16 protein-coding genes and 3 pseudogenes are annotated in these 25,322 nt (G+C 69.2%); 17 read left to right on the plus strand and 2 right to left on the minus strand.

The annotated features are described in order from the left end of the window. Positions 1-127: 127 nt before the first annotated feature. The 14 genes and pseudogenes from MVF96_RS11325 to MVF96_RS11390 form a co-directional block, all read left to right on the plus strand. Positions 128-3,628: a transglutaminase family protein gene (locus MVF96_RS11325; RefSeq protein WP_159370719.1), complete on the plus strand. Its 3,501-nt coding sequence runs from the start codon at positions 128-130 to the stop codon at positions 3,626-3,628. After that, positions 3,625-6,359, plus strand: a pseudogene (locus MVF96_RS11330) (circularly permuted type 2 ATP-grasp protein). The gene MVF96_RS11325 and the pseudogene MVF96_RS11330 overlap by 4 nt, the downstream one beginning before the upstream one ends. After that, positions 6,356-7,261, plus strand: a complete 906-nt coding sequence (locus tag MVF96_RS11335) for a transglutaminase family protein (protein ID WP_165630138.1) — start codon at positions 6,356-6,358, stop codon at positions 7,259-7,261. Before MVF96_RS11330 ends, MVF96_RS11335 begins: the two are co-directional and overlap by 4 nt. A 147-nt stretch (positions 7,262-7,408) precedes the next feature. After that, complete coding sequence (locus tag MVF96_RS11340; RefSeq protein ID WP_247451997.1) at positions 7,409-8,602, plus strand: hypothetical protein; 1,194 nt, start codon at positions 7,409-7,411, stop codon at positions 8,600-8,602. Between the two features lie 7 nt (positions 8,603-8,609). Beyond that, complete coding sequence (locus MVF96_RS11345) at positions 8,610-9,995, plus strand: replication-associated recombination protein A (RefSeq protein ID WP_058250333.1); 1,386 nt, start codon at positions 8,610-8,612, stop codon at positions 9,993-9,995. Between the two features lie 137 nt (positions 9,996-10,132). Next, positions 10,133-12,808 (plus strand): alanine--tRNA ligase, encoded by a 2,676-nt coding sequence (gene alaS, locus MVF96_RS11350; protein WP_247451998.1) that lies wholly within the window; start codon positions 10,133-10,135, stop codon positions 12,806-12,808. After that, positions 12,808-13,269, plus strand: coding sequence for a Holliday junction resolvase RuvX (ruvX, locus tag MVF96_RS11355; protein ID WP_247451999.1), 462 nt, complete (start codon positions 12,808-12,810; stop codon positions 13,267-13,269). Before alaS ends, ruvX begins: the two co-directional genes overlap by 1 nt. Beyond that, positions 13,256-15,193 carry an endolytic transglycosylase MltG gene (gene mltG, locus MVF96_RS11360; RefSeq protein ID WP_247452000.1) on the plus strand — a complete coding sequence of 646 codons (1,938 nt, stop codon included), beginning with the start codon at positions 13,256-13,258 and terminating at the stop codon, positions 15,191-15,193. Before ruvX ends, mltG begins: the two co-directional genes overlap by 14 nt. A gap of 14 nt (positions 15,194-15,207) precedes the next feature. After that, positions 15,208-16,077: a shikimate dehydrogenase gene (locus MVF96_RS11365; RefSeq protein WP_068972551.1), complete on the plus strand. Its 870-nt coding sequence runs from the start codon at positions 15,208-15,210 to the stop codon at positions 16,075-16,077. A gap of 88 nt (positions 16,078-16,165) precedes the next feature. Next, positions 16,166-16,570: a prepilin peptidase gene (locus MVF96_RS11370; protein WP_247452001.1), complete on the plus strand. Its 405-nt coding sequence runs from the start codon at positions 16,166-16,168 to the stop codon at positions 16,568-16,570. A gap of 51 nt (positions 16,571-16,621) precedes the next feature. Beyond that, a complete protein-coding gene (gene aroC, locus MVF96_RS11375) occupies positions 16,622-17,830 on the plus strand; it encodes a chorismate synthase (protein WP_247452002.1) in 1,209 nt (402 codons plus the stop codon). Beyond that, a complete protein-coding gene (locus tag MVF96_RS11380; protein WP_247452003.1) occupies positions 17,827-18,384 on the plus strand; it encodes a shikimate kinase in 558 nt (185 codons plus the stop codon). Before aroC ends, MVF96_RS11380 begins: the two co-directional genes overlap by 4 nt. Before the next feature lie 17 nt (positions 18,385-18,401). Further along, positions 18,402-19,526 (plus strand): 3-dehydroquinate synthase, encoded by a 1,125-nt coding sequence (gene aroB, locus MVF96_RS11385; RefSeq protein ID WP_068972555.1) that lies wholly within the window; start codon positions 18,402-18,404, stop codon positions 19,524-19,526. A 381-nt stretch (positions 19,527-19,907) separates the two neighbouring features. After that, positions 19,908-20,306, plus strand: a pseudogene (locus tag MVF96_RS11390) (IS110 family transposase); the annotation flags it as partial. A 49-nt stretch (positions 20,307-20,355) separates the two neighbouring features. On the opposite strand, the gene MVF96_RS11395 reads toward MVF96_RS11390, so the two are convergent. Continuing rightward, a complete protein-coding gene (locus MVF96_RS11395) occupies positions 20,356-21,741 on the minus strand; it encodes an IS256 family transposase (protein WP_159370889.1) in 1,386 nt (461 codons plus the stop codon). Positions 21,742-21,796: 55 nt separating this feature from the next. Between MVF96_RS11395 and MVF96_RS11400 the strand changes: the two are divergent. Beyond that, positions 21,797-22,504: pseudogene (locus MVF96_RS11400) on the plus strand (transposase); the annotation flags it as partial. 476 nt (positions 22,505-22,980) lie between these two features. Here MVF96_RS11400 and MVF96_RS11405 read toward each other — a convergent pair. Next, positions 22,981-23,511 (minus strand): B-4DMT family transporter, encoded by a 531-nt coding sequence (locus tag MVF96_RS11405; protein ID WP_068971612.1) that lies wholly within the window; start codon positions 23,509-23,511, stop codon positions 22,981-22,983. Positions 23,512-23,624: 113 nt separating this feature from the next. On the opposite strand from MVF96_RS11405, the gene MVF96_RS11410 reads away from it, so the two are divergent. Both MVF96_RS11410 and efp read left to right on the plus strand, forming a co-directional pair. Continuing rightward, the gene (locus MVF96_RS11410; RefSeq protein WP_165630129.1) at positions 23,625-24,734 is read left to right on the plus strand and encodes an aminopeptidase P family protein; all 1,110 of its coding nucleotides are present in this window, start codon (positions 23,625-23,627) and stop codon (positions 24,732-24,734) included. Between the two features lie 21 nt (positions 24,735-24,755). Further along, complete coding sequence (efp, locus tag MVF96_RS11415; RefSeq protein ID WP_058250342.1) at positions 24,756-25,319, plus strand: elongation factor P; 564 nt, start codon at positions 24,756-24,758, stop codon at positions 25,317-25,319. Positions 25,320-25,322: the final 3 nt, after the last annotated feature.

The raw sequence follows: 25,322 nt of genomic DNA on the forward strand, positions 1-25,322 counted from the left end.
CCGGCGCGGTGCTCGTCACCCGGCGCCTGGAGGTCATCTGTGATGAGATCTCCACCATGGCGCACAGCGGTGGGATCGAGTCGGCTGCCGGAATAGTAATGACGGGCCCGGGCGGGGAGTTCCGCCGGTGACGATCAAGGTTGCCCTCGAGCATCGGACGGTGTACTCGTTCGACCGGCCGACCAAGATCTACCCCCACGTCGTCCGCCTGCGTCCGGCGCCGCACTCGCGCACACCGATCGAGGCGTACTCGCTCACCGTCGACCCCGGTGAGCACTTCCTGAACTGGCAGCAGGACGCGTTCAGCAACTATCTGGCGCGCCTGGTGTTCCCGGAACCCTCGACCACCCTCGGGATCACCGTGAGTCTGGTCGCGGACCTCACCGCGATCAATCCGTTCGACTTCTTCATCGAGGAGTGGGCCGAGTTCTACGGGTTCGACTATCCGGCCGAGCTGCGGCGCGACCTCGAGATCTTCCTCCGGCCGGCCGGGGTCACCGACGGTGAATTCGCCGGTGCGCCGGTGCATCCGGAGATCGCGAGGTTCGCGGCGAAGCATCGGCCGGCCGGCCGCACGCGGGTCATCGACTTCCTGGTGCGCCTCAACGCCGCGGTGCGCGACGCCGTCGGCTACACCGTCCGCCTCGAGGCCGGCGTGCAGTCGCCGGAGTACACGCTCTCCAGTGCGATCGGTTCCTGCCGGGACTCGGCCTGGTTGCTGGTCGCCCTCCTGCGCGAACTCGGGTTCGCGGCACGCTTCGTGTCCGGATACCTCGTCCAGCTGACCTCGGACGTGAAGTCGCTCGACGGTCCGTCGGGTCCCGACGCCGATTTCACCGACCTGCACGCGTGGACCGAGGTGTACCTCCCCGGGGCCGGTTGGGTCGGACTGGATCCGACGTCGGGTCTGTTCGCCGGCGAGGGGCACATCCCCTTGGCGGCCACCCCGCATCCGGTCGGCGCCGCACCGATCACCGGTTCGACCGGCCCGTGCCACGCCACTCTGGATTTCACCAACACGGTCACGCGGTTCCACGAGGACCCACGCGTCACGCTGCCCTACACCGCGGAGCAGTGGGGCCGGGTCACCGATCTCGGCGCGCTGGTCGACGAACGGATGGAACGCAACGACGTACGCCTGACGATGGGCGGCGAGCCGACATTCGTGTCCATCGACAACCAGACGGACCCGGAGTGGCGCACCGCCGCGGACGGTCCGCACAAACGGTTGCTGGCCGGGCGGCTGGCCGACCGCCTCATGACGGCGTACGCGCCGGGCGGCCTGATGCGGCGCAGCCAGGGCAAGTGGTATCCCGGTGAACCGCTGCCGCGGTGGCAGCTCGAACTGATGTGGCGCGCCGACGGTCTGCCGATCTGGCGGAATCCGAATTTGCTCGCCGACCCGTGGGCGACGCCCGACGATTGTGCCGCGGCGATCGACCGCGAGACCCACGGCCCGAACCCCGACGACCTCGGCGACGCCGGCCCGGCACGGGAACTGCTCACCGCCTTCGCGACGCGACTGGGACTCCCGGTCGGTCAGGTCGTGCCGGCCTATGAGGACCCGCTGGTCCGGATGCGGGAACTCGCCGCGATGCCGCCCGGTGACCCCGGAACCGACCCCACCCTGCCCGCCGCACGGTCGTTCACGCAGGCCGAGATCGCCGTCGACGCCGATTCGGCGGACGGCGACGACGACGAGAGCCTCGCTCCGACAACGGATTCCGTCCGACGCAGACGAGCCCTGATCGAGCGGCTCGACGCCGCCGTCACCCAGCCGAGTGCGCACGTGTTGCCGCTGAGCCGCTCGGAGGACCGGACCGCGTGGCAGAGCGCGGTGTGGACGACCCGGCGGGGACGGATCGTGCTGACCCCCGGCACCTCGCCGGCCGGCTTGCGGCTGCCGCTCAACTCGCTGTCGTGGGGTCCGGCCCCGACGCTGTTCGAAGCCGATCCGTCCGCACGCCACGACGACCTGCCGACCGACCCGTCGGCGGCGCTGGGGCACACCGTCCGCGAGGTGGACCCCGCGCAATTCCTGCCCCGGACCGCCCTCGTCGCCGAGGTCCGCGGCGGCGTGCTCCACGTGTTCATGCCGCCGACCTCGACCCTGGAGGAGTATCTCGCGATCGTCGAACTCGTCGAGGACGCCGCCGCCACGGTGTCAACGCCGGTCGTCGTCGAGGGGTACGGACCGCCCGCCGACCCGCGACTCGTCTCGTTGTCGGTGACCCCGGACCCGGGGGTTGTCGAGGTCAACATCCAGCCGACCGGGAGTTTCGCCGAGCAGTCCGAGCTGCTCGAATCGCTCTACGACCATGCCCGACAGGTGCGGCTGGGCACCGAGAGCTTCGACCTCGACGGGAGCCACGGTGGCACGGGCGGCGGCAACCACATCACCCTCGGCGGCGTCACGCCCGCCGATTCGCCGATGCTGCGCCGCCCCGACCTGCTGGTGTCGATGCTGACCTACTGGCAACGTCATCCCGCGCTGTCGTACCTGTTCTCCGGCCGGTTCATCGGCACCACCTCGCAGGCGCCGCGTGTCGACGAGGGTCGGGAGTCCTCGCTCTACGAGCTGGAGATCGCCTTCGCCGAGATCGACCGGCTCGCGGTCAAGAATTGTGGCGACGGTGCCCGGGCCGGCGGACGCTTCGACGGCGCGCCCCCGAACCCCTGGGTCACCGACCGGGCGCTGCGGCATCTGCTCACCGACATCACCGGCAACACGCACCGGGCCGAGTTCTGCATCGACAAGCTCTACAGTCCCGACTCGGTGCGCGGCCGGCTGGGCCTGCTGGAGCTGCGGGCTTTCGAGATGCCGCCCCACCACCGGATGGCTATGGTGCAGTCGCTGCTGGTGCGGAGCCTGGTGTCGTGGTTCTGGGAGAAGCCCTACCGGGCCCGGTTGATCCGCCACGGCGGCGACCTACACGGCAAACACCTGTTGCCGCACTACGTCATCGCCGACATCGCGCTGGTCGCCGAGGAACTCCGCGAGGCCGGCTATCCGTTCGAGACCGCCTGGCTGGACCCGTTCACCGAATTCCGCTTCCCGCGTCTGGGGACCGTGCAGATCCGGGACCAGGAGATCGAGCTGCGCGGTGCCATCGAGCCGTGGAACACGTTGGGGGAGGAGGCAACCGGAACGGGCACGGCCCGGTACGTCGACTCCTCTGTCGAGCGCGTGCAGGTGCGCGTCCTGGGTGGTGAGGACGATCGTTACCTGTTGACCTGCAACGGTTTCCCGATTCCACTGCGCGCCACCGGTCGCACCGGTGAACGCGTCGCCGGTATCCGGTTTCGGGCCTGGCAGCCGCCGAGCTCGCTGCACCCGACGATCACCATCGACACCCCGCTCACCTTCGACCTGATCGACACGGTCAACGGCCGGTCGGTGGGCGGTGCCACCTACCACGTCGTGCATCCCGGAGGACGTGCCTACGATCGGCCGCCGGTGAACGCGGTCGAGGCCGAGTCCCGGCGCAACGGGCGGTTCGAGGCGGCCGGTCACACGACCGGCACCGTCGACGTCGGGCTGTTGCGCGAACGACAGTCCCGGCAGGCCACCGACTTCGGGGTGCCCGGGATCCTCGACCTCCGGCGGGCACGTACAGTTCTTCGGTGACCTCTTCGCCGGGCAACGCTTCCGCGGTGTTCGACCGCTACCGCGCCGAGGGCCACACTCTCTTCGATCCCGACCGTCTGACCCGTCTCGCCGCATCCGCGGACCGGCCGGCCGACTCCTACGACGAGCTCCTGGAAGCCGACGGCGCGATCCGTCCGGCGTGGGCCGACCTGGCCCGCATCTACCAGCTGCGCGGTCCGGACCGCCTCCGCGAGTCCGCGGCCCGGCTGGCCGCAGCCGTCAGCGACGACGGCGTGGTCTACAACGAGTTCGACGGTCAGCACACCGTGACCCGCGACTGGGATGTCGACGCGGTGCCGCTGGTGATCGACGGCGTCGAATGGGCCGAACTCGAAAAGGCCATCACGCAGCGGTCGATGCTGCTCGACCTGCTCCTGCGTGACCTCTACCGCGATCAGAAGACGATCGCGGCCGGACTCGTCGCGCCCGAGATGGTGTTCGGCCATCCCGGTTACATCCGCAAGGCCGCCCGACTCGAGGTCGCCGGGCCGCACGCGCTGTTCCTGCACGCGGTCGACATCTCGCGCACCGCCGACGGCCGGTTCGTCGCCTACCGGGACCGCACCCAGGCGCCGTCGGGGATCGGTTATGCGATCGTCGGGCGGCGGCTGATGTCGAAGACCTTCCCCCAGCTGTTCCAGGCGTGCGCACCGCGGCCGATGACCACCTTCGCCGGCACGATGCGGCTGGCACTCACCGAGTACGCGCCGCCCGGGGTCGACGACCCGACGGTGGCGGTCCTCAGCCCCGGCAGCATGTCCGAGACCGCCTTCGACCAGGCCTATCTCGCGTCGGTACTCGGCTTCCCCCTCGTCGAGGGCGCCGACCTCACCGTCCGGGACGGCGCGGTCTACATGCGCTCGCTGGGTCGCTACAAGCGGGTGGACGTGCTGCTGCGACGGGTCGACGCCGCCTACTCCGATCCGCTGGACCTGCGGACGGACTCCCAGCTCGGCGTCGCCGGGCTGGTCGAGGCGATCTCGCGCGGCACGGTGACGGTCCTCAACACCCTCGGTTCGGGGGTGCTGGAGAACCCGGCGCTGCACACCGTGCTGGAACGTCTCGCGCCCGTCCTGCTCGACGAGGACCTGCGGCTGGGTTCGGTCACCACGTACTGGGCCGGAGATCCGTTGCAGCGCAGCCTGATCCGTGATCGTCTGGCCGCCCTGGTCCTGACGAACACGAGTACGGGGAGGAGTTCATCGGCCCGTTGCTCGCCGCGACCGACCGCGCCGAGCTCGTCGCCCGGATCGAGGCCCAGACCTGGCAGTGGGTGGCCCGCGAGCTCGAGGCGTTCTCGGTGGCCCCGACGATCACCCCCGGCAGCGGTTCCGGTGGACCGATCGCGACGCTGCGGGCGGCGCCGGTGTCGGTGCGCGCGTTCAGCGTGGCACAGGGTCCCGGGTACGCGGTCATGCCGGGCGGCCTGGGGGCCGTTCTCGCCGACGGGGTCGCCGGCGCCGCCCACCACGTGGTGGCCGCCAAGGACGTGTGGGTCACCAGCACCGAGGTGGGCGGGCACGTGTCGCGGCGGTCGGAGACCCGCGGTGAGCCGGCCGGGGAGGTCGTCGCGGGCACGTCGGCGGGTCGCCCGGTGACCCGGGAGTACTCCGACGTCGCGGCCGCGGCCAGTCCGCGCGTCCTGGCGGACCTGTTCTGGCTGGGCCGCTACGGGGAGCGCACCGAGCTCGTGACCCGCCTGGCCAAGGTGTCCCGCGAGCGTTATCAGGACTTCCAGTACCGGCCGTGGATGTCGGGCACGCCGGCGGTGCCGCTGCTGTTGCACGCGGTCGCCACGGTGACGGGCACCGCGCGCTACCTGGACACCGCCGACCTGCTGTTGCCGGGTTCGGACCGACCGCCGTCACCCGATCAGGTCAATGAGGCGATCGAGAAGATCGCCGACCTGACCGTGTCGCGATCGGTGCCCGGGACCATCGCCTACTCGGTCGACCGGCTGATCAGTACGGTCCGGGCGGTCCGTGACCAGATGTCCACGAGCACCTGGATGGTGCTCGCGCCGGTCGAACGGATCATGGCGAGCACGACCCGGCTGGTCCTCCGGTCGCGCGCGGACGCCGGGGCGGGCGACGCCGCGCTGGACCTAGGACCCGATCTGGCCCGCGCGCACGACGAGATCCTGCACGGCGTCCTGGCGCTGACCGGGCTGCAGGCCGAGTCGATGGTGCACGATCCGGCCTGGATGTTCATGGACGTCGGCCGACGCATCGAACGGGCCGTCACCCTCGCCGACCTCACGCTCGCGATGTTCGCCGACGCGCAGGACACCGACGTCGAGCAGGCGCTGCTGGAGTCGTACCTGGTGGCCAACGAATCGTCGGTGATCTACCGTCGCCGCAACCGCGGGCTGTATCAGGCGGCCAGTGTCGCCGAGCTGCTGCTGTTCGACCCGACCAATCCCCGGTCGATGATCTTCTGCCTCGACAAGATGAACGCCGACCTGTCGTCCGTACCGGAGACCCTGCGGTCGGCCGGCGCCGAACGGGCCGTGCAGGACATGATCGCCGAACTGCGCCGCGGCGACCCCGCCGACCTCGTGCGGGTCGACGCCGACCGGAGGCGCCCGGAACTCGTCGAACTGATGACGACCCTGCGCACCGGGGCGCGTGAACTCTCCGATCTGCTCACCCGGACCCGCTTCGCCACCCCGCGCCAGGCGCGACCGATCTGGGCCGGTGGGGAATCGTGAGCACGCGCGTCTACCGTGTGCTGCACCGGACCAGCTACACCTACGACGACGACGTGTCGTCCTCGTACGGGCGCTGCCATCTGACCCCGCGCGACCTGCCCGGCCAGCGCGTGCACTCGACGTCGGTCGAGATCGACCCCGAACCCGACGACCGGTCGACGGGGCTCGACGTCTACGGCAACCACGACAGCTATTTCCATGTCCGGACCGCGCACCGCGAGCTGACCGTGACCGCGCGGTCGGTGGTCGAGGTGGATCCCGTGGACCCGGGCGTCCTCCTCAGTCCGGCGGCCCGGGGTCCGTGGGAACAGGCGCGACCGTGCGTGGTGGACGGGCGGGACAGTGCCCTGGCTGCCGAGTTCGTCCTCGATCTCGACCCGCCGGAGATCACCCCCGCGGTGCGCGACTACGCCGCCGGCATCTTCACGCCCGGCCGGCCGCTGGTGGAGTCGGTCATCGATCTGACCTCGCGCATCTTCACCGACTTCACCTACCGGTCCGGGTCGACGGCCATCTCCACCCGGGTCGACACCGTCCTGCAGCGTCGCGAGGGTGTCTGCCAGGACTTCGCCCGGATCGCGATCGCCTGTCTGCGGTCACAGGGTCTCGCCGCGCGGTACGAGTCGGGATATCTCGCGACCGAGCCGCCGCCCGGCAAGGAAAAGGTCTTCGGTGCCGACGCCAGTCACGCCTGGGCGGCCGTCTGGATGCCCGACGGCCGCTGGCTGTCGTTCGATCCGACCAACGACAAGCTGGTCGACGAACGCCACGTCACACTGGCGTGGGGGCGGGATTACGACGACGTGCCGCCTCTCCGAGGGGTCATCTACACCGATTCCACGAAGAGCCGGATCGACGTGTCGGTCGACGTCCGGCCGACAGATGACCTCACCGCGGGCTGAACCGGGCACATCGGACTCGCCTGCTCGGTAAGTCGCTGTGCCACAGTGTTTTCGGCGCACGTTTTCGGGTCATACCGGTAACGACGTGGTACAGATGGACGAACGCGCTGTTGCGACAACGTTGCAACGGGTAGGTTGGTTGGCGACATGACGGTCATTACGGAAAGCCGCATCACCAGCGTGGTGCGGGCGGCAGAGGCGCTGCTGTCACACCGCGCCGGATCAGCAGTGGTTCTCGACGATCCCGAGGACCTCGGCGGCAGCGGACGCACCACGGTCGTGCGGGTCCGCGTCGCCCAGAACCCCCTCAGCCTGGACCGCTCACTGGTGATCAAGGCCCTTCCCGAACACGAGGACCCTCAGGCCTTCCACCGGGAGATCGCGTCGTACAAGTACGCGACCGCCCTCCCGAACGAATCGCGCCCGGGGCCGCAACTGATCGCCTCCGACACCGATCTCCGCATCATGGTGCTCTCCGACCTCGGCCACGGCCGGACGATGCTCGAGTACCTGGCCGGCGTCGACCCGGTCGAGACCTCACGTGCTGTCAGTGCCTGGGGCCAGGCACTCGGCCGGATGCACGCGGCGACGGTCGGCGGCGAGGGCGACTTCCTCGCGCTGCTGCGGCGCGGACCGTCGGGGATGCAGGGACGCGACATCCTGCGCGACGAGGCGTTGCGGTCGATCGACTCGGTGGTGGGGCACGCGGCCGCGCTCGACGTCGAGGTCCCCGAGCAGGTGGTGGAGTCGCTGCGTACCGCGGCGACGCTGTTCGACGAGGGCGATCACCGCGCATTCAGTCCGTCGGATGTCGGGCCCGAGAACATCCTGCTCAACGACGACGGCGTGCAGTTCATGGACTACGAGTGGGGCGGCTTCCGCGACGCCACCCTCGACATCGCCTACGCCCTCGTGACCATCACCGCGCAGCTTCCGCCCCGGACCACTGCTCGGGCCACCGACCTCGAGGTCTCGATGGTCGACGCCTGGCGCTCGGAGGTGCACTCGATCTGGCCGGCGCTCGCCCATGAGCGGGAGATGCAGCGCAAGGTGCTGCTCGCCCGTCAGCTGTGGGTGTGGCTGTCGACGGTGTGGATGCTGCCGAGCGACCCGCTGGCTCCCACCGGCCCGGACGCGGACGTCGAGGCGACCGACTTCGAGCCGGCCGACGTCACTGCCGCCGGCTTCACGCATGACTGGGCGCTGCACACGAACGACCCCCGCGTGATCGTCAGCCGCTGGACCGACCTCGCCGCCGCCGCGGGACGCGCGGGCGACGAGGAGATCGCGGTGTTCGCGACCGCGATGGGCGTCGCGCTGCAGCGCATCTGGCTGGCCTGACACGCTCGTGGACGGACTGTTCGACCCACCCGACGATCCTCGGGCCGGCTCCGACGGGCATGGCAACGCCGGTGGTCTCACCGCACCACCGGCCCCGACCGCACCCCTGGCGGTCCGCATGCGGCCGCAGACCCTCGACGAGATCGTCGGACAGCAGCACCTGCTTGGTACCGGTTCGCCGCTGCGCAGGCTGATCAGTGGCTCGGGCGCGGCGTCGGTGCTGCTCTACGGGCCGCCCGGAACCGGCAAGACCACCATGGCCTCGCTCATCGCGCGCGCCACCGGCGGCCGCTTCGAGGCCCTGTCCGCGCTGTCGGCGGGGGTCAAGGAGGTGCGCGCGGTCATCGACGTGGCCCGGCGCCGGCTCATCGGTGACGGCAAGAACGGCGGTCAGCAGACGGTCCTGTTCATCGACGAGGTCCATCGGTTCTCGAAGACCCAGCAGGACGCGTTGCTCGACGCCGTGGAGAACCGGATCGTGCTGCTCGTCGCGGCCACGACCGAGAACCCGTCGTTCTCGGTGGTCGCGCCGCTGCTGTCCCGGTCGCTGGTCCTGCAGCTGCGGTCGCTGACCGATGCCGACATCCGGGAGGTGCTGACTCGTGCGGTCGCCGACCCGCGTGGGCTCGACGGCAAGGTCGAGGTGACCGACGCCGCCTACGACCACCTCGTCGCGGTGTCCGGTGGGGACGCGCGCCGGGCGCTGACCGCGCTGGAGGCCAGCGCCGACGCCACCGACCGGATCGACCTCGCCGATGTGGAGACCGCGATCGACCGCGCCGCCGTCCGGTACGACCGGGACGGCGACCAGCACTACGACGTGACGAGTGCTTTCATCAAGTCCATCCGGGGTTCCGACGTCGACGCCGCCGTCCACTATCTCGCCCGCATGATCGCGGCCGGGGAGGACCCGCGGTTCATCGCGCGGCGCCTCATGATCCACGCCAGCGAGGACATCGGCATGGCCGACCCGACGGCCCTGCAGACCGCGGTCGCGGCCGCTCAGGTCGTGAACCTCGTCGGGATGCCGGAGGCCAAACTCGCGCTCACACAGGCCACCATCCACCTCGCGACGGCACCGAAGTCGGCGGGCGTGGTGTCGGCGATCGGCGCGGCCCTCGCCGATGTCGGGTCGGGCAAGGCCGGCGCGGTTCCGGCCCATCTGCGTGACAGTCACTATCCGGGGGCCAAGAAGCTCGGTAGCGGTGTCGCATACCGATATCCGCACGATGATCCCGACGGGGTTGTGCCGCAACAGTATCCGCCCGACGACCTGGTCGGCCGGGACTACTACGAGCCCACCGACCATGGGCTGGAACGCGAAATCGGGCCGCGGGTCGCGAAGTTGCGATCGATCGTGCGTGGCGCGGTGTCGCGGCGCCGGTCGCGCTGACCGTCCGTGGGGCGTTTCCCCAGTGCAGAGTCCCTGCGCCCCCGGCGACTCGCCGACGGTAGGCTGGGATGTCGCGACAAACAACGGCCGCTACCACCGAACGGCTGGGACCACCAACGGCTAGGACGAAACCCACAGTGCAGACGCATGACATCCGGAAGCGCTTTCTGGACCACTTCATCAAAGCCGGGCACACCGAGGTGCCGAGCGCTTCGCTGCTCCTCGACGACCCCAATCTGTTGTTCGTCAATGCCGGCATGGTCCCGTTCAAGCCGTTCTTCCTGGGTGAGCAGACGCCCCCGTACTCGCGGGCGACCAGCGTGCAGAAGTGCGTCCGCACCCTCGACATCGACGAGGTCGGCATCACCACCCGCCACAACACCTTCTTCCAGATGGCGGGCAACTTCTCCTTCGGCGACTACTTCAAGCGCGAGGCCATCACCTTCGCCTGGACGCTGCTGACCAACAGCGTCGACGACGGCGGTTTCGGTATCGACCCGCAGAAGCTGTGGCCGACGGTCTATCTCGACGACGACGAGGCCGAGGCCATCTGGCGCGACGAGATCGGCGTGCCGGCCGAGCGCATCCAGCGACGGGGCATGAAGGACAACTACTGGTCGATGGGCGTCCCGGGTCCCTGCGGGCCGTGCTCGGAGATCTTCTACGACCGCGGACCCGAGTACGGCGTCGAGGGTGGGCCGGAGGCCGACGAGGACCGCTACATCGAGATCTGGAATCTCGTCTTCATGCAGAACGTCCGCGGTCCCGGGGGCGGCAAGGACAACTACGAGATCCTGGGCCCGCTGCCCAAGCAGAACATCGACACCGGTATGGGCGTCGAGCGCGTGGCCTGCATCCTGCAGGGCGTCGACAACGTGTACGAGACCGACCTGTGCAAGCCGATCATCGACCTCGCCGCGGAATTGTCCGGACGTGCATACGCCGCCGGTTCGCATGCCGACGACGTCCGGTTCCGGGTCGTCGCCGACCACGCGCGGACCTCGGCGATGCTGATCGGCGACGGCGTGCTGCCCGGCAATGACGGCCGCGGGTACGTCCTGCGCCGCCTGCTGCGTCGGGTCGTCCGGTCGATGCGGTTGCTCGGCGCCGGTGACAATCAGCCGACCATGGGCACGATCATCGGCAAGGTCATCGACCTGATGTCACCGTCATACCCCGAGCTGGAGACGCAGCGCCGGCACATCGTCGACGTGGCCGTGGGCGAGGAGACCTCCTTCTCCAAGACCCTGGCCGCGGGGTCGAAGCTGTTCGCCGACGCGGCGACCGCCACCAAGAGTGCGTCGCGTACGACCATCACCGGTTGCGACGCGTTCACGCTGCACGACACCTACGGCTTCCCGATCGACCTCACCCTGGAGATGGCCGCCGAGGCCGGTCTCTCGGTGGATCAGGAGGGCTTCACCGCCCTGATGGCCGAGCAGAAGCAACGCGCCAAGGCCGACGCGACCGCCCGCAAGACCGGGCACGCCGACCTGAGCGTCTACCGGGACTTCCTCGATCGCGGGCCGACCGAGTTCACCGGCTTCGACGAGCTGGTGTCGGAGGCACGGGTGCTCGGCCTCGTCGCCGACGGCGCACGGCTGCCGGCGGCGTCGGCCGGCCAGGAACTGACGGTCGTCCTCGACCGCACCCCGCTCTACGCCGAATCCGGTGGGCAGATGGCCGACGTCGGCACCATCACGACCGGGTCGGGAGTGCGCATGTCGGTGACCGACGTGCAGAAGGTCGGCAAGTCGGTGTGGCTGCACAAGGTCCGCATCGACGAGGGGGAGATCGAGGAGGGCGACGAGGTCCTCGCGGCGGTCGACACCGCGTGGCGTCACGGCGCCACGCAGGGCCATTCCGGCACCCACATGGTCCACGCCGCGCTGCGCGAGGTCCTCGGCCCCGGCGCGACGCAGGCCGGTTCGCTGAACCGTCCCGGTTATCTGCGCTTCGACTTCAACGCCAGCGGCCCGGTGACCGAGGCCCAGCGTCGGGAGATCGAGGAGATCAGCAACGCCGCGGTCGAGGCGAACTATCAGGTCAACACGTTCGAGACGGGTCTGTCCGAGGCCAAGGCGATGGGCGCGATGGCGCTCTTCGGCGAGAACTACGGTGACGTCGTCCGCGTCGTGGAGATCGGCGGGCCGTTCTCCATGGAGCTGTGCGGCGGCACGCACGTGGCGTCGTCGTCGCAGATCGGACCCATCACGCTAATCGGGGAGTCCTCGGTCGGTTCGGGTGTCCGGCGCGTCGAGGCTTACGTCGGCATGGACTCGTTCCGGTTCCTGTCGAAGGAGCGTGCGTTGCTGGCCGGCCTGGCGTCGTCGCTCAAGGTCCCGTCGGAAGAGGTGCCCGGCCGCGTCGAGCAGCTCGTCACCAAGCTGCGTGACGCGGAGAAGGAACTCGAGCGGGTACGTGCCGAGGCGGCCCGGGCCGCGGTGTCCGGTCTCCTCGACACGGCGACGACCGTCGGTGCCACCCTCGTCGTCGAGGGACGGGTGCCGGGCCTCGACGCCAACGGGTTGCGCTCGGTGGTGACCGACCTCCGCGGCCGGGTCGCCGACCGCCAGGCGGTGATCGCGCTGTTCTCGCCGAACGGTGACGGACCGGATGCCAAGGTGCCGTTCGTGATCGCCACCACGGCGGCTGCCCGTGACGCCGGGGTCAAGGCCGGTGACCTCGTCAAGGAGGTCGCGCCGTTGGTGGGCGGTCGTGGCGGTGGCAAGCCGGATCTGGCCCAGGGCGCGGGCACCGATCCCGCGGGGATCGACGCGGCACTGACGCGAATCCGCGAGTTCGTCGCCTGATGCCGGATCCGCACACCCGGGCCGACGGTCACCAGCGGACCCGCGGGCGACTCCTCGGGATCGACGTCGGGAGCGTCCGGATCGGCGTCGCCGTGTGCGACCCCGACGGCATCCTCGCCACACCGGTCGAAACGGTGCGTCGAACCCCTTCGCGCACAGACGATCTCGACCGCATCGCGGCGCTGGTCGTGGAGTACGAGGCTGTCGGCGTCGTCGTGGGGCTGCCGAAGACGCTCAAGAACACCGCGGGGGCGGCGGCCGAGACCGCACAGGAATTCGGGGACCGTCTCGCGACCCGGATCGACCCGGTGGCCGTGCACTGGCACGACGAACGTTTCACGACGGTGACCGCACAGCAGGCACTGCACGCCAGCGGCCGGACGGTGAAGTCCTCGCGCGCGGTCATCGACCAGGCCGCGGCGGTCGCTATTCTGCAGGGGTGGTTGGATGCGCGACGGTGAGTCAGGGGAGCCTCCGGTGACCGATGATCGGCGTCGCACCCGGCACCGAGACGGCCAGGGACGCCGTGCCGAGGGCATGGATCCCGAGCGTCTGCGGTACTTCACGCAGTCGGCCGACGGGTCGCCCCACACGCGGCACCGCCGCCGGCGCGCCGGTGGCGAGAATGCCGAACCGGCTCCCCGGCGCCCGGCCCCGCCGAATGTCCCGCCCGCCGAACAGGCGCGGCCGGTATCCGGCACGCCCGGCCCCCGCGCGACGCCGGTCCGCATCCCGCCGGGGCAGCCGCCCACCCCGCCGCCGGTGGCACCACCGCGGCCCGGTCCGCCGCAGCCCGGTCCGCCGCAGCCCGGTCCATCAACGGCTGCCGGGGGTCCGGTCGAAGACGACGTCGACACCGACTTCACCATGGCCCGTCCGGCCGCTCCGGCGCCTCCGGCCCGGGGTCCTCGCCCCGACGAATCTCGTTCTTTCCCGGACGATCACGCCGCGGAGGAGTTCACCGCTGCCGACTACGAGCCGGCGGGTCACGGGGCAGAACGCCATGACGCCGAGCTGTACGACACCGGGCGCTACGACACCGGTGGCCACGACGCCGGGCGTTTCGAGACCGGGCGTTTCGAGACGCCGGGCACCGCACGCCCGATCCGCGACGACGATCGCGTCGCCCGACGAGACCGGCGCTTCGACGAGCACGACGAGCACGACGACTGGTGGCCCGGCGCCGACGACACCGAACCCGACCAGCAACAGCGCCGTACGCCGCGCCGCAAGCGCAGCCGGGGCAAGCGTCGTGCGGTCCTCGCCGTCGCGATCGTCTTCATGCTCGCGCTGATCACCGGGGTCGGCTACTACGGTGTGCGCGCCACCGGCCTGCTCGAGTCGCGCAAGGACTACACCAACGCCGCCGGTTCCGGCGATGTCGTCGTCGACATCCCGGACAACTCCACGCTCGCCGACTTCGGCCGCATCCTCGTCGACGCCGACGTGGTGGGCAGCGTGCGGGCGTTCGTCGACGCCGCCGGTGGACAGCCGATGTCCGGCGGCCTCTACAAGATGCGCACCCAGATCCCGGCCACCACGGCCGTGGAGATGCTGACCGCCGACGGCGCCGTGCACCGCGTCGGGCGGGTGGTGATCCCGCCAGGGCTGCAGCTCGATTCGAAGACCGGTATCGACGGCAAGGTCACCCCGGGCATCTTCCAGCTCATCGAGAACGCCACGTCGTTCTCGTTCAACGGGCAGCAGGAGGGGGTGACGGTTGCCGACCTCGAGAAGGCCGCCGCCGAAACCACCCCGGCCGAGCTCGGTGTGCCCGCGTGGGCCGAACAGAACGTCGCCGAGATGACGGGCGATCACCGCCGGATCGAGGGGCTCATCGCGCCGACCACCTGGGAGCGCATCGAACCCGATCACACCGCCACGCAGATCCTGCGGGAGATGATCTCCAGCAGCGCGACGATGTTCGAACAATGGGGACTGCTCGACCGCAACAACTCCGGACTCGAGCCGTACGACACCCTGATCGCGGCGTCGATCGTCGAGCGCGAGGTCCGGCATGTCGAGGATGCGCCGAAGGTGGCGCGGGTCATCCGTAACCGCCTCGACCGCGACCAGCTGCTGCAGATGGATTCGACGCAGAACTACACGGCCGACATCACGAACATCGATGTCCACGGCGAGGCGTACAAGAACGACAACGAGTGGAACACCTACCGGTACAAGGGGTTGCCGCCCACGCCCATCGCGGCGGTCGGCGTGCCCGCCCTGGAGGCGATGCTCGACCCGGCGCCCGGCGGATGGCTGTACTTCGTCACCGTCGACACCGCCGGGACCACGTTGTTCGCGAACACCTTCGAAGATCACATCCGCAACCGCCAGGTCGCCTGCCGCAACAAGCTGGTGGCCACCGGCTGCAGCCAGTGAGCAGCGGACCCGCCATGAACACCGTGCCCGCCGACGTCCGCTCACCGCACGGTGACCACCGTCGGGCCGCGGTTCTGGGGTCGCCGATCACGCACTCGCGCTCGCCGCGTGTCCATCTGGCCGCCTACCGGGCACTCGGGCTGGTCGACTGGCGGTACGACCGGATCGAGTGCACCGCCGACCGTCTGCCCGAGATCGTCTCGGGAGCCGACGCCGACTTCATCGGGTTCTCGGTCACCATGCCCAACAAACGCGCTGCCCTCGAGTTCGCCACCGAACGCACCGAACGCGCCGAACTGGTGGGGTCGGCCAACACCCTGGTGCGCGTGGCGACCGGCTGGCGCGCGGACTGCACCGACATCGACGGCGTATCTGGAGCGCTCACCGACCTCGGGGTCGACGCGGACCCGGCCGCCGGGACCTCGCCGGTCGCCGTGGTCGTCGGAGCGGGTGGCACGGCACTTCCGACCATCATGGCGCTCGCCGAGACGGGCATCACCGACGTCACGGTGGTCGCCCGCGACGCCGGCCGGGCCGCGCCCGTCCTCGAACTGTGTGAGCGGTTGCGGATGAACGGAGACATCGTCCCCTTCGAACCCACCGAGGCGCTGGCCCGAAGGTGTCGCGAGTCCGCGGTCGTCGTGTCGACGGTGCCGGCCGACGCGGCCGTGGTCCTGGCGCCCGCCGTGGCGCGTGCACGCAAGGTCGTGGACGTGATCTACGACCCCTGGCCGACTCCGCTCGCGTCCGCGGTCGTCGCGGCCGGTGGAACCGTGGTCGGTGGTCTGGTCATGCTCGTCAATCAGGCATTCCGACAGGTCGAGCAGTTCACCGGGCTGCCCGCACCCCGCGACGTGATGGTCGCGGCACTCACCGCCGACTGATTCCGGGCGAGTTCCGACTCCGTCCACAGGACGTGCCGGTTGTGGACGGGCGAACAGTACCGATCAACCACCCCGACATGCTCGACGGATGACCGAGTGCGTGATCCTGATCTGGCTGTCGGTCGTCGCGGTGACCGACGCCGACACCCGCCGGATCCCGAACGTGCTCGTCTGGCCCGGGATCTGCGGTGCGGTGGGCGCGTGCGCAGTCCACCCCGGCGCGGCGGTGGCCGCGCTCGTCGCCGCAGCCCCGTACGCGCTCGCCTTCGGGATGCGATGGTGCGGCGGTGGGGACGTCAAGCTCGCCATCGCGTGCGGCGCGCTCGCCGTACGGTGGGACGCCGCCCTGCTCGTGGTGACGCTCGCCTCGGTCATCGCGGTGGGCACGGTGGTCGGCGATCGCTTCGGTCGCCGCGGCGCCGCGGGCAACGGGTCTCATCCGCACGGACCCGCGCTCGCCGCTGCCACGATCGTCGTCGCCGGTCTGTTGTGACGCGTGCTACGCGTGGTTCGGCAGCGCCGCCGTCGGACCGGGCTCGGCAGCATGGAACAATCGATCACTGTGTTGCGCTGGATAACTGCCGGAGAATCCCACGGTCCCGCCCTGGTCGCCATCGTCGAGGGCATGGTGGCCGGTGTCGAGGTCACCTCGTCCGACATCGCCGGGCAACTGGCACGCCGCCGGCTCGGCTACGGCCGCGGTGCGCGGATGAAGTTCGAGGCCGACCAGGTCACCGTGCTCGGCGGGGTTCGTCACGGCCAGACCATGGGCGGCCCGGTCGCGATCGAGATCGGCAACACCGAGTGGCCCAAGTGGGAGACGGTGATGGCCGCCGACCCAGTGGACGCGGCCGAACTCGAGGGAAGCGCCCGTAACGCACCGCTGACGCGTCCCCGCCCCGGGCACGCGGACTACTCCGGCATGCTCAAGTACGGCTTCGACGACGCCCGTCCGGTGCTCGAGCGCGCGAGCGCCCGCGAGACCGCCGCGCGTGTCGCCGCGGGCACGGTCGCCCGCAACTTCCTCCGCCAGGTACTGGGCGTCGACGTCATCTCCCATGTCATCTCCATCGGCGCGAGCGATCCCTATGTCGGCCCGCCGCCGCGCATCGCCGACCTCGAGGCCATCGACGCCAGTCCGGTCCGGGCGTTCGACGCCGACGCCGAGAAGTCCATGATCGCCGAGATCGAGGCGGCGAAGAAGGACGGCGACACCCTCGGCGGCGTGGTCGAGATCGTCGCCACGGGGGTGCCCGTCGGCCTCGGCTCGCACGTCAGCGGCGACACCCGGCTGGACGCCAAGCTGGCGGCCGCGCTGATGGGCATCCAGGCGATCAAGGGTGTGGAGGTCGGCGACGGCTTCACCACCGCCCGCCGGCGTGGCAGTGCGGCCCACGACGAGATGGTGCCCGGTGCCGACGGTGTCCTGCGATCGACCAACCGCGCGGGCGGACTCGAGGGCGGCATGACCAATGGCGAGGACCTGCGCGTGCGCATCGCGATGAAGCCGATCTCGACGGTGCCGCGTGCGTTGTCCACGATCGACATGTCGACCGGGGAGACGGCCAGCGCCATCCATCAGCGTTCCGACGTCTGTGCCGTGCCCGCGGCGGGCGTCGTCGCCGAGGCGATGGTCGCGCTCGTCGTGGCCCAGGCCGCTCTCGAGAAGTTCGGCGGCGACTCGGTGACCGAGACCGGCGCGAACCTCGCCGCCTACCGGGCTGCCGTCGACGCGCGTCCGCCCCGGGCATGACCCAGCCCCCGGCACCCCCGACCCCGACGCGTCCGACGACCGGTCGCCGCCCGGCGGCCGTACTGATCGGTTTCATGGGAGCCGGGAAGTCCACCGTCGGTCGTATGCTCGCCGACCGGCTCGGCGTCGACTTCATCGACACCGACATCGAACTCGTCCGGCGCACCGGCCGCAGCATCCCGGAGATCTTCGAATCCGGCGGTCTCGAGGGGTTCCGGAAGATCGAGGCCAACGTCGTCACCGATGTCCTGGACAACCATGGCGGGGTGGTGTCGCTCGGCGGCGGCGCGGTGACGACCGCCGGGATCCGCGAGGCACTGGCCGACCAGCGCGTCGTGTACCTGCGGGTGTCGGCCGAGCGCGGGTACGAGCGCGTGTCGGGTACCGACCGTCCGCTCCTGGCGACGGCCGACCCTGCCGCTCGGTACGCCGAACTGCTCGCCGAGCGGACACCCGTCTACGAGGCGGTGTGCACCTTCGACGTCGACGCCGACCCCGACCCCGACGCGGTGGCCGACGCCGTGGTCGTCCAACTGGCCCGTGAACTGATGTGAGGAAGCCGAGTATCACCGTGAACGAACAGGCAGCGAACGAACCCATCGCCATCCGGGTCAACGCCGGCGCACCGTACGACGTGACCATCGGCCGGGGACTCCTGGGTGAGGTGGCCGCGGCCGCGCAGGGCGCCGACCGCATCGCGATCCTGTATCAGCCGCCGCTGGCCAAGACCGCCGAACAGATCCGAGAGTATCTGGCGGACAAGGGGTTCGACGCCCATCGCGTCGAGATCCCCGACGCCGAGGCCGGCAAGGACCTGTCGGTCGCGTCGTTCTGCTGGGAGGTGTTCGGCCGGATCGGTCTCAAACGCAACGACAAGGTCATCAGCCTCGGCGGGGGAGCCGCCACCGACCTCGCCGGGTTCGTCGCGGCGACCTGGATGCGCGGCATCGGGGTCATCCACATCCCGACGACCCTGCTGGCGATGGTCGACGCCGCCGTGGGCGGCAAGACCGGCATCAACACCGAGGCGGGCAAGAACCTCGTTGGTTCGTTCCACGAACCCGACGCCGTCCTGATCGACACCGGCACGCTGGAGACCGTCCCGCGCAACGAGATCGTCGCCGGACTCGCCGAGGTCATCAAGACCGGGTTCATCGCCGATCCGACGATCCTCGACATCATCGAGGCCGACCCCGAGGCCGCCCTCGACCCGACGTCGCCGGTACTGCCCGATCTCATCCGGCGCTCGGTGCAGGTCAAGGCCGACGTGGTGTCCGCGGACCTCAAGGAGTCGTCGCTGCGCGAGATCCTCAACTACGGGCACACTCTCGGCCACGCGATCGAGCGCCGCGAGCGTTACCGCTGGCGTCACGGCGCGGCGGTGTCGGTGGGTCTCGTGTTCGCTGCCGAACTCTCGCGCCTGGCCGGCCGCCTCGACGACGCCACGGCGGATCGGCACAAGGCGATCCTGGATCTCGTGGGGCTGCCGACGACCTATGACCCGGATGCGTTCGCCGATCTCCTGCAGGGGATGGCGGGGGACAAGAAGAACCGTTCCGGCGTGCTGCGTTTCGTCGTGCTCGACGGACTCGCCAAGCCGGGCCGGCTCGAAGGGCCCGACCCCGGATTGATCGCCGCTGCCTACTCGGCAGTGGCCGGTGGCTCAGCGGAGAAGAGCACCTCGATTTTGCTCTGAGGCGAGGTCCTGGATTAAATCCCTGCTTCCTGATCCGAAAAAGCCCATAACCCCTGCTCCCTAATCCGAAAGAACGACATAACCATTGCCCCCTGAGGTGCGAGGAGCGCAAGCGACGAGCCACGAAGGGCCTGGTGAGACACGTTGCGAAGCCCTTCGTGGCTCGCTTCGCTCGCACCTCAGGGAGCAGAGATGTGGATGCTGAAGAGTGTTCTTTCGTAGTCCACGACGGCCGCGAGGACGCAGATACTGAGGTGCGAGGAGCGATAGACGGTATGAGGGCCTTGGGGCCGAAGGCCTCAAGCTGCAAACACATCGTGGGTTGCTGCTGCTGAGTTCACACTCGGCGGTAGCACCACATTGCAGATCAGGAGGCCTCCGGTGATTGTTCAGGGTACAAGTGTCGGATTGGATGTTCACGCACGCTCGGTGGTCGCTCACGCCATCGATGAAGACACCGGGCAGGTGATTCGGGAGACCTTGGTCCCTGATGCGGCGACCATCGTCAGCTGGCTACAAGGCCTGGCCCCGCCGGTGCGGGTGGCCTATGAGGCCGGTCCGACCGGCTTTGGATTGGCGCGGGCGATCACGGCGGCCGGGATGGAGTGTGTGGTTGCCGCGCCCTCGAAGCTGCAGCGGCCAGCCGGGGACCGCGTCAAGACCGATGCCCGAGACGCTGCACACTTGGCGAAGTTGCTGCGCCTGGGCGAAGTGGTGGCGGTCAGTGTTCCTGAGGTGGGCACCGAAGCCGCACGGGATCTGGTCCGAGCTTGTCAAGATGTCTGTGTAAGAACGTGACTCCTGGGTTTCCTGTGGTTGCTGGTTGGGTCTAGTTGAGGTGGGGTTCGATGCGGTCGGGGTAGGCCAGGGCTAGTTGCCCGAGGGCCTGTTTCCAGTTCGTCACGACTTGGCCCTCGACGAGTCTGCCGGGGGCTCTGCGCGTGGCGGCGGGCTTGCCGCGTTCCTTCTCGCGTTGCCGGGCCCGTTTGTCCTCGATGTCGCAGATCGCCAGCCACAGCAGTTTGCGCGCCGCGAGATCGTTGGGGAAGTGTCCCCGATTCTTGATGACCTTGCGGAGCTGGTAGTTCAGCGACTCGATCGAGTTGGTGGTGTAGATGACTTTGCGGAGCTCGGGCGGGAACGCCAAGAACGGAATGAACCGGTCCCACGCTCGATCGAAAGCTGCTGCGGCACTCGGATATTTGGTCCCCAGTTCCGAGTCTCGGAAGGCTTCCCATTCGCGGCGGGCGGTCTCGGCGTCGGGGGCGGTGTAGATCGGTTTGATCGCCCGCGCGACCTCTTTGCGGTCCTTGTAGTTCACGAACCGCATCGAGTTGCGAATCAGATGCACCACACACGTTTGCACCGTGGCCAATGGCCAGGTCGCCTCGATCGCCTCGGGGAACCCGGTCAACCCGTCGCAGCACACGATGAGCACGTCCTTGACGCCGCGGTTGGCCAGATTCGCACACACCCCGGCCCAGAACTTCGCGCCTTCCTCGGCCTGAATCCAGATGCCCAGCACGTGCTTGACGCCGGCCATGTCGACACCAATAGCGATGTGGGCGTGCCTGTTTCGGACATGACCGCCGTCTTTGACCTTCACCACCAGGGCGTCGAGGTAGATGACGGGATACAACGCCTCCAGCGGCCGGTTCTGCCATTCATCGACCGCGTCGAGGACCTCGTCGCAGATCTTCGAGATCGTCTCATGCGACAGATCGGTGCCGATCGTCGAGGCCAGATGATGCTGAATGTCGCGCAACGTCATGCCACCGGCATACAGCGAGATGATCATGTCGTCGAGCCCGCCGAGCCGGCGGGAACCCTTCGGTACCAGGCGTGGGGTGAACGTGCCGGCACGGTCACGAGGAACGTTCAACTCGACCGGCCCGGCCGCGGAGTCCACCGTTTTCGGGCTCGACCCGTTGCGGGCGTTGGGCAGTTGCCGACCGGCCGGATCGCCCTTGGCATAGCCGAGGTGATCGGTCAGCTCGGCCTTCAGGCCGCGTTCGAGGGCGAGTTTGATCAGACCCGGGATCAGGCCGCCGTCGCCGGTGATCTGGACCTGGCCGGTATCGATCTGGGCCAACAACTCATCGACCATGCCCGAGGCCTCCAGCGCCTCGGCCACCTCCGCGGTCGAACGCGGCTCAGCCAACTCAGGCAGCTGCTGACCGTCGTCGTGCTGCTTATCGTCTAACGCCATGCTCATAGATTGTCCTCTCACTGATGAGCACTGGACTTACACAGACCATCTGACACCCCCTCTGGTCCGCGCCCGCGAGGACGCCCGCAGCGACTTGATGCGCGCTCGGCATCGATTGTCCAAACTGCTTCTGCGACAGGGGATCGTCTACTCCGGCGGGAAACCCTGGACCGGTGTTCATCAGCGGTGGCTGAAGCGTCAACGTTTCGAGCTGCCGCTGCTGCAAGCCGCCTTCGACAACGACCTGGACGCGGTGTTGAGCGTGACCGCCCGCCGTGACCGCCTCGATGAGCTGATCGAACAGACCGCGGCCACCGATCCGTGGCGGGCGGTGGTCACCCGGCTGTCGTGTCTGCGGGGCGTGTCGACGCTGACCGCGTTCGCTTTGGCGGTCGAGATCGGCGACTGGTCACGGTTTAGTGGCGCCACGATCGGCTCCTACGCCGGGTTGGTGCCCTCGGAATACTCGACCGGCGGGACCCGCAGTCAGGGATCGATCACCAAGGCCGGTAACGCCCACGTGCGGCGGCTATTGGTCGAGGCGGCCTGGCAACACCGACGCCCCTACGCCACACCCGGACAGACCATGCGCCGCCGGTGGGAGGCTGCTACACCGGCTGCCCGCGCCCGTGGCCATGCCGGCAATCGTCGGCTACACAAGCGCTGGCAACAATTCGACCGCCGCAGCAAACATCCCTGCGTGGCCAACACCGCGATCGCTCGTGAGCTCGCCGGCTGGTGCTGGTCGCTGGCGGTGCTCGACGACTAACCAGCACTGACACACAATCTTGGCCACCCGTCGCGGGACTCCCGCTGTGGTGAACAGGGAACGAATCCACGGCGTCGCTATGTGCGCCAGCACTTTTGGGTGCACGGTACGCACGTTTACATAGACCCGTCGGCCAGCGTTTTCCTCTCCTGTCGAACACCGTTGAGCGGTAACCAACCCGCGTATATCAGTCCGACAACACCGTCGCGAGTAACGACCACCACACACCGCGGCGGGTGGCCAACCCCACAACAGCCCCTGAGAAGGAGGCAATTTCGCCATGGGACTTGACAGAGCAGCACTACATATCAGCGACGAGCCTCGAAGGGTCCTGGCGAGACGAGTTGCGAGGACCCTTCGTGACGCGCCCTCCGCAAGCTCCGAGCGCTCCTCAGGGAGCAGGAGGTGGCTCGCTTCGCTCGTACCTCAGGGAGCTGAGAATTCGGCCACTCGCACGGGGGGCTTCGTCCTGAGCCTCAGCGAATGCGCTGCGTCGGCGCGTCCGAGTCGGCCTCGGTCCCGCCGTCGTGGCGGTGCGAACGATCCTCGTGCACCGACCAGTCGTCGTCGGGTGCGCCCTTGTTCTGGTCGCGCCGGACGAGGAAACGGCCGATCGCAGCGCCGATGAAGGCCGGGACGAAGACGAGCAGTGCGGTGAACGACGCCCCGGCGATGAGCTCGATGAACAGGCTGGCCTGCCCGATGCCGGCCAGGACGACCGTGCCGAGGATCCAGGAGATCAGCCCGGCGAGGACGCCGGCGAGGACACCGGCCTGTAGCCAGCGGACGGTCAGATCCTCGTAGTCATCGGGATCCGGGTTGGCGCGGGCGTCGCGGATGCCGTCGTAACCACCCCACACCAGGGCGATGAGTACGACGACCGCGATCGCGATGGTGCGCCAGATCGTCGAGTTCAGCGGCGCCTGCACCACGGCGAATCCCAGCAAGACGCGGGCGAGGACGTGAACTGCGGTCATCGTCAGACCGCGCACCAACCACGAAGACATGCGCGTCATCTTACGCACGGGGGTGGTGACAGCGGACACACCCTGGTCGAAGTGGTCGGGTTTCGCGGGTCGGGCGGGTTCGCGGCTCGGGCGCCGGCCGTAGCGTGGCCAGGGTGCCGATCAACCATGACACCGCAGGCCGCCGCGCCCGGCTGCGTGCCGAACTGCGTACCGCGGACGACCCGGTCTCGTTCCTCGTCGTCTCCGACCTCGTCAACGTCCGCTACCTGACCGGGTTCACCGGCTCCAACGCCGCCGTGCTGATCGACGTCGACGATCCGGCCGGCGACCGGATCGCCACCGACGGCCGGTATCTCACCCAGGTCGCCGAACAGGTGCCCGACGTCGAGCCGATCATCGAACGCTCGGTGGCGCGTGCCCTCGTCGACCACGCCCGGGCCGCCGGGGCGGGTCGCGTCGGCTTCGAGGCCGACACCGAGACCGTGGCCGGGCACCGAGCGCTGTCCGCGGCTGTCGGGGACTCCGGGATCGAACTCGTCAGCACGACCGGTGTCGTGCAGAACCTGCGCGCGGTCAAGGAACCGGGGGAGATCGAGCTGCTCCGGGCGGCGTGCGCGATCGGGGATGCGGCCCTGGCGCAGATCATCGCCGACGGCGTCCTGCGGGCCGGGACGACCGAGCGGCAGGTCGCGCGTGCGCTCGAGTGGGAGATGTATCGCCTCGGGGCCGACGGGATCGCGTTCGAGACCATCGTGGCCGCCGGCCCGCACTCGGCGATCCCGCATCACCGGCCCACCCACACGGCTCTGGCGGACGGCGATCTGGTCAAGATCGACTTCGGCTCGGTGGTCGGCGGGTATCACTCCGACATGACCAGGACCTTCGTCCTGAGGCGCGCGGCGTCGTGGCAGCGGGACCTCTACGAACTCGTCGCCACCGCACAGGCCGCCGGCCGCCGGGCCCTCACGCCCGGGGCCGACCTGCGGGCGGTCGACGCCGCGGCCCGCGACGTGATCGCCGACGCCGGCCACGGCGAGAACTACGTGCACGGTCTCGGTCACGGAGTGGGACTGGAGATCCACGAAGCGCCGGGAATCGGCAAACTCGCGGCGGGTACACTGCCATGCGGTGCTGCGGTCACCGTGGAGCCCGGTGTCTACCTACCCGGATGGGGTGGGGTCCGGATCGAGGACACATTGGTGGTCACCGACGGCGACCCCGACCTGCTGACCGCCACCGACAAGACATTCACCGTCATCTGACTGCAAGGGAACGAAAACCACATGGCATCCACCGCCGACTTCAAGAACGGCCTCGTGCTGCGCATGGACGACCAGCTCTGGCAGATCATGGAGTTCCAGCACGTCAAGCCGGGCAAGGGCCCCGCGTTCGTGCGCACCAAGATCAAGAACGTGCTGAGCGGCAAGACCGTCGACAAGACCTTCAACGCGGGCGTCAAGGTCGAGACCGCGACCGTCGACCGTCGAGACATGACCTTCCTCTACAACGACGGCACCGACTACGTGTTCATGGACGCGCAGGACTACGAGCAGTTCTCCCTGCCGCCGGCCACCGTCGGCGACGGCGCCCGCTTCCTGCTGGAGAACATGACCGTGCAGGTCTCGCTGAACGAGGGCAACCCGTTGTTCGTCGAACTGCCGGTCACGGTGGAGCTGATCGTCGCCCAGACCGATCCCGGACTCCAGGGCGACCGTTCCACCGGCGGCACCAAGCCCGCCACGCTCGAGACCGGCGCCGAGATCCAGGTTCCGCTGTTCATCAACACCGGTGACAAGCTCAAGGTCGATTCGCGCGACGGCAGCTATCTCGGCCGCGTCAACTCCTGACCT

Origin of the sequence: Gordonia hongkongensis, assembly GCF_023078355.1 — a bacterium.
In the GTDB taxonomy this organism is placed as follows: Bacteria; Actinomycetota; Actinomycetes; order Mycobacteriales; family Mycobacteriaceae; genus Gordonia; species Gordonia hongkongensis.